The following is a 2095-nucleotide window of genomic DNA, read 5'->3' as shown; positions in this document are numbered from 1 at the left end:
GCGATCCTGCTGCGCGACGGTCTTTTTGACCCAGGCTCCATCGATCTACCACCTTCTCTAACATACAAGGCGGACTTTGTGACACAAGCCGCGATTTCAATCGCAGGCGTTTCATAATTAACCGCCAACCAAAGGTGTGAGGCGGAGAAACAAGAGTTCCGAATTGACTCTGAGATTTACAACCGCCGCCAAATCCTCTTGCTGCTTATCATCGATAAATACTAGGTAAAACCCATCCTGAAAGGCTTGCAGGGCATTATCGATCGCACCCTGCACATCCACCACCTGTTCGAGATCGCTACCACCACTACTAATTTTACCCAGCGCGACTCCTGCCTCAATATCGATTATGCCCAATACCTTGGTCGATCTTTGCTCTGCTTGACGATTTCCAAATGCTCGAACTTCCAATCGCACGATCTGTGTGAGTAATTCCGCCAATGTCAGCGGCTGCTCTGGCAAAGACATCTGCCAGCTCGTAAATAGATTTTGGCTTTTGCCCAAAACTTTGCCGGATATCGTTAGGGTGGGTGCAGCCATCGATACAACCTTTGTTTAGAACGTTTTTACTATTGCGTCCATTCTAGACTACAACATCCTCGATCGTCCATTAAAATCGCCTCAACCGCTCGATCGTCGAATATTTTAACGAGAAGCAGAGGTTTAAATCCCCGACCTCTTAGGTGAATTGTTGTTAGGGTTGTGTTTAAATCCTCATCCTAACAACCCAATTCTCTGCTTGGTGCATTTTCATGGACGGGAAACCCGTCCGAAAATGCATCCGCAATTCTCAATTCTCAATTCTCAATTAATTTATCGATCGACAATTTCAATCTTGCTAGCTGCCTCAAATGCTTTAGCACGAGCTAATTCTGTCGTCTCTGCTTTGGCTAGAGCCACACCCATGCGTCGATAGGGACGAGAGTCTGGCTTGCCAAATAAGCGCAGATCGACATCGGGCACGCTGAGAGCCTCGGCGACACCATTAAAGTAGATAGAATCTGAATTTTTGCTAGCTAAAATTACCGCACTAGCAGATGGAGCATATTGAACGATATTGGGAATTGGCAATCCTAACACTGCCCGTAAATGCAACTCAAATTCGTTTAAGTTTTGAGAAATTAGTGTCACCATTCCCGTATCATGCGGGCGTGGCGAGAGTTCGGAAAAAATTACTTCATCCGCAGTGATGAAAAATTCTACGCCAAAAATTCCGGCTCCACCGAGTGCGTCGGTAACTTGAGTGGCGATCTCTTGTGCGGCTAAAAGTCGATCGGGTTTAATTTGGGCGGGTTGCCACGATTCTTGATAGTCGCCGCGTTCTTGGCGATGTCCGATCGGCGGACAAAAGATCGTCGGTGCGTTCCATTGTTTGATAGTTAATAAAGTAATTTCGATCTCAAAATTGATAAACTCTTCGATAATTACTTTGTGAGTATCGCCTCTAGAACCATCGATGGCATAATTCCATGCTGTCTCGACTTCTGTCGCACTTGCAACTACCGATTGCCCTTTGCCAGAGGAAGACATGACTGGCTTGACAACATTAGGAAATCCGATTTCGCTAGCTGCTACTTGCAGTTCGGCTAGCGTCGTAGCGTAGGCATATTTAGCCGTCCGCACCCCTAATTCCTGGTGAGCTAGTTCGCGAATCCGATCGCGATTCATCGTGTAGTCAGTGGCTTTAGCGGTGGGAATTACGGTAATTCCACGTTGCTCGAATTCTAGTAATTTTTCGGTTCTAATTGCTTCAATTTCAGGAATGATATAGTCGGGTTGATGTTTGGAGACAACTCGTTCGAGATCTTCTGCACTTAACATCGAAATTACTTCACACTCATCCGCAACTTGCATCGCTGGCGCGTGCGGATAACGATCGACTGCAACGACATGATTGCCGAGCCGTTGGGCGGCGATCGTAAATTCTTTGCCTAATTCACCCGATCCCAATAACATCAACTTTTTTGGTAGCTTCATCACGATCCGATCGCAGAAATAATACTTTTATAGTTTAAGCGCGAATGGGGACTAGAGGGGTGGATGGGTGGATGGGTGGATGGGTGGATGGGTAGATGGGTGGATGGGGGGATGGGTA

General features: G+C 46.7%; 2 protein-coding genes. Both read right to left on the bottom strand.

Features of this window, described 5'->3' with window-relative positions; translation table 11 throughout:
• Positions 1-117 precede the first annotated feature (117 nt).
• The gene (locus C7B77_RS28890; RefSeq protein ID WP_106313195.1) at positions 118-540 is read right to left on the bottom strand and encodes a hypothetical protein; all 423 of its coding nucleotides are present in this window, start codon (positions 538-540) and stop codon (positions 118-120) included.
• Between the two features lie 273 nt (positions 541-813).
• Positions 814-1977, bottom strand: a complete 1164-nt coding sequence (gene purT, locus C7B77_RS28885; protein WP_106313192.1) for a formate-dependent phosphoribosylglycinamide formyltransferase — start codon at positions 1975-1977, stop codon at positions 814-816.
• Positions 1978-2095 lie beyond the last annotated feature (118 nt).

This window comes from Chamaesiphon polymorphus CCALA 037, assembly GCF_003003845.1.
Lineage (GTDB): Bacteria > Cyanobacteriota > Cyanobacteriia > Cyanobacteriales > Chamaesiphonaceae > Chamaesiphon > Chamaesiphon polymorphus.
The sequence above is the reverse complement of the archived record's forward strand: the minus strand, read 5'-3'. Positions and strand labels throughout refer to the sequence as shown.